This is a genomic window from Streptomyces hainanensis (assembly GCF_004348415.1).
GTDB classification, from domain to species: domain Bacteria; phylum Actinomycetota; class Actinomycetes; order Streptomycetales; family Streptomycetaceae; genus Streptomyces; species Streptomyces hainanensis.
In genome coordinates this window covers 1-3393 of sequence record NZ_SMKI01000642.1, presented here as the reverse complement: position 1 = coordinate 3393, position 3393 = coordinate 1, and the positions used below count along the sequence as shown (strand labels likewise).

2 protein-coding genes are annotated in these 3393 nt (G+C 74.5%); one reads left to right on the top strand and one right to left on the bottom strand.

The features are described 5' to 3' along the window. A partial coding sequence (locus tag E1283_RS34015) for a LacI family DNA-binding transcriptional regulator (RefSeq protein WP_243745298.1) occupies nt 1-1016 on the bottom strand: 1016 nt, incomplete at its 3' end. A gap of 222 nt (nt 1017-1238) precedes the next feature. Here E1283_RS34015 and E1283_RS34010 point away from each other — a divergent pair. After that, entirely contained in the window at nt 1239-3344 is a 2106-nt protein-coding gene (locus E1283_RS34010) for an amylo-alpha-1,6-glucosidase (protein WP_132822026.1), read from the top strand. The last annotated feature ends 49 nt before the right edge of the window (nt 3345-3393 follow it).

The following is a 3393-nucleotide window of genomic DNA, read 5'->3' as shown; positions in this document are numbered from 1 at the left end:
GTCAGGAGGTCCGAGGGGGGCGTGGCCGTGCTCTCGCGGACCACGAGGGCGGGGTCGAGCACGACGTGCTCCGGGGGGCGGTCCGGCTCGGCGACGCGGGCGAGCAGCAGCCGGACGCACTCCCGGCCCACGGTCGTCATGGGCTGGTCGATGCTGGTGAGTCCGGGCGAGACCAGCGCGGCGGCCGGCGAGTCGTCGAAGCCGACGATCGACAGGTCCTGCCCGGGGACCAGGGCGCGTTCGCGGAGCGCGCGGTAGCAGCCCATGGCGAGGGTGTCGCTGGCGGCGATGATCGCGGTCATCCCGGCGTCGAGCAGCGGCTGGACGGCGGCCGCGGCGTGCGCGACGTCGTCGACGCTCTCCGCCCGTCGGCCGCGGCTGGGCAGGCCGTGCCGCTGCACGGCGCGCTTCCAGCCGAGCGCCCGGTCGTCGCCGGCGCCCGAGCCGCGCGGCCAGCCGAGGAAGCCGACCCGGGTGTGGCCGAGCCCCACCAGGTGGTCGACGGCGGTCTCGATGCCGCCGGCGCCGTCGATGTCCACGAAGTCGCCTATCTGCCGGCCCGTCCACATTCGCCCGAACGCGGCGAACGGTACACCGTGCTTTTCCAGCCACGTCTGACGGGGGTCGCCGCGGTGGGTGTCGCTCAACACGAAGCCGTCGACGCTGTAGGTGTCGAGCAGTTCCTGGTACGCGGAGAGCAGCGCGGGGCCGACCGGGGCGGCGAACAGCAGGATGCGGTGGCCGGCCTCCTCGGCGGTCTGGGTGAGGGCGTGCAGGAAGCGGTCCATCACCGGCGTCGTCCGGTCGACGTCGACCGGCTGGATGCCGTAGCCGATCAGCCGGCTGGAGCGGGTGCGCAGCGTCTGGGCCGCGCGGTGCGGCCGGTAGCCCATGGCCTCGATGGCCTGCCGCACCCGCTCCAACGTGTCGGGGCGCAGCAGCTCCGGCGCGTTGATGGCGTTGGAGACGGTCTGGGGTGAGACGCCGGCGCGGCGCGCGACCATGGCGAGGGTCACCCCTCCCTGTCGTCCTGCCTGCCGGCCGGGCGGTGGCGTCATCGCTCGTCGTCTCCCGTGGTCCGTCATCGGTTCCCCGTCGGCCTGCTGTCGGCTGCCGTCGGCCTGTTGGATGTTGCTGCTGTGTTTCTTGGAGCGATCAAATGACCATTGCCGACCAGCTGAACTGCGTCTACATTCATTTGAACGCTCCAATGGCTGAGAAGATTGGTATCAACGTTCATGACTGTCAAGTCCCCGGCCGAAACCGAGGCCGGGCTGCAACCGTTCCTGCACGACGCGTGCGTGACGCTGTACGCTCCGAGCTTCGCCGTCTCCCGCCCCGACGGGCAGTTCGAGCGGGGCGTGGACGGCTTCTACCACGCTGACGTGCGGGTGCTGTCGCGGCTGCGCGTGGCCGTGGACGGGGTGCCGGTGGCGTCGGTCGGCGGAGGTCTGGAGGGCGCGGACGCCGCGCTGTTCCGGTCGGTGCTGCGCGGTGTGGCGGAGTCCACAGCCGACCCGGCGGTGACGCTGACCAGGCGGCGGGCGATCGGTCCCGGGGTGCTGACCGAGGTCCTCGAGGTGGTCAACGCGGGCGGGCTGCCGGCCCGGATGTCCGTCACGGTGTCCGCCGGCACCGACCTCTCGCCGATGGAGCGCGTCAAGTCCGGGATCGCCGTCGCGGAGCTGCCGGCGACCGCGTTCGGCGACGCCGGCCTGGAGTGGCACGGCACCCCGACCGACCCGGCCGGGGCGACGTCCGTGCGGCTGACCTCGTCACCCGCGCCGGACGAGGTGACCGCCGGCGCCGACGGCGGGCTGCTGCGCTACGACGTCTCGCTGGCGCCCGGCGAGAGCTGGACCGCGGAACTGGTCTGCGCGGTGGCCGACAGCGGCCCGCCGACCTTCCCCGCCGCCGAGCCGGGCACCACCCCCTGGCGGGAGCCGCGGCTGCGCAGCGCCGACCGCCGCTTCGACCGCTGGCTGACCCAGTCCCACCTGGACCTGGAGCGGCTGCTGCTGGCCGACCCCGAGCAGCCGTCCGACCTGTTCCTGGCGGCCGGCGCCCCCTGGTTCGCCACCCTCTTCGGCCGGGACTCGCTGTGGGCGGCGCGGATGCTGCTGCCGCTCTCCACCTCGCTCGCCGCCGGCACCCTGCGGGTGCTGGCCCGCCGGCAGGGCACGGCGACCGACGAGAACAGCCAGGAGCAGCCGGGCAAGATCCTCCACGAGGTGCGCCGGGCGACGCTCGAACTCCCGGAGCACGGCATATCGTTGCCGCCGCGCTACTTCGGCACGGTGGACGCCACCCCGCTCTGGCTCACGCTGCTCCACGACACCTGGCGCTGGGGCCTCGACCCGGCCGAGGTGGACGCGCTGCTGCCGCACGCGGAGGCCGCGCTCGGCTGGATGCGGGACCACGGCGACGCGGACGGCGACGGCTTCCTGGAGTACATCGACACCACGGGCCGCGGCCTGGCCAACCAGGGTTGGAAGGACTCGGGCGACTCCATCCGCTACGGCGACGGCAGCCTCGCCATCGCGCCGATCGCGCTGTGCGAGGTGCAGGCGTACGCCTACGAGGCGGCGCACGCCGGCGCGGCACTGCTGCGCGCCTTCGACCGGCCGGGCGCCGACGAGTGGGTGGAGTGGGCCGAGCGGCTCAAGGTCCGCTTCCGCGAGCGGTTCTGGGTCGAGGACGAGCAGGGCCCCTACCCGGCGGTCGCCCTCGACCGGGACAAGCGCCCGGTGGACTCGGTCACCTCGGGCTTCGGCCACCTGCTGGGCACCGGGCTGCTCGACCGTGAGGAGAGCGCGCTGCTCGCGGCCCGGCTGGCCGGCCCGCGCCTGGACTCCGGCTTCGGCCTCCGCACGTACAGCACGGCGGCCGCCGGCTACAACCCGCTCGGCTACCACGTGGGCGCGGTCTGGCCGCACGACACGGCGATCGCCGTGCAGGGCCTGGCCAGGGCCGGATTCCCGGAGGCCGCCGGCCAGTTGGCCGCCGGCCTGCTGCGGGCGTCCGACGGCTTCGACGCGCGGCTGCCCGAGCTGTTCGCCGGCTACGGCGCCGACGAGAGCGCCCGCCCGGTGCCGTACCCGGCGTCCTGCCGGCCCCAGGCATGGGCGGCGGCGGCCTCGGTGCAGGTGCTGACGTCGCTGCTCGGTCTCGAGGCGGACGTGCCGGGCGGCACGTTGACGGTGGCCCCGAGCCTGGGCGAGGAGCTGCGGCCGCTCCACGTCACGGGCCTGGCCGTCGCCGGCGCGCCGCTGGAGATCACGGTCCCGGCCACCGGGGCGGCGACGGTCACCACGTCGGCTTCGCTGCGGGTGGAGACGCGCTGACCCTCCGACGGGGTGCGGGCGCGCGGGATTCTCCCCCACCCGCCCGCAC

Excerpts from the sequence above, each read along its gene's own strand:
- E1283_RS34010 (WP_132822026.1), top strand. The coding sequence starts at position 1,239 with ATGACTGTCAAGTCCCCGGCCGAAACCGAGGCCGGGCTGCAACCGTTC.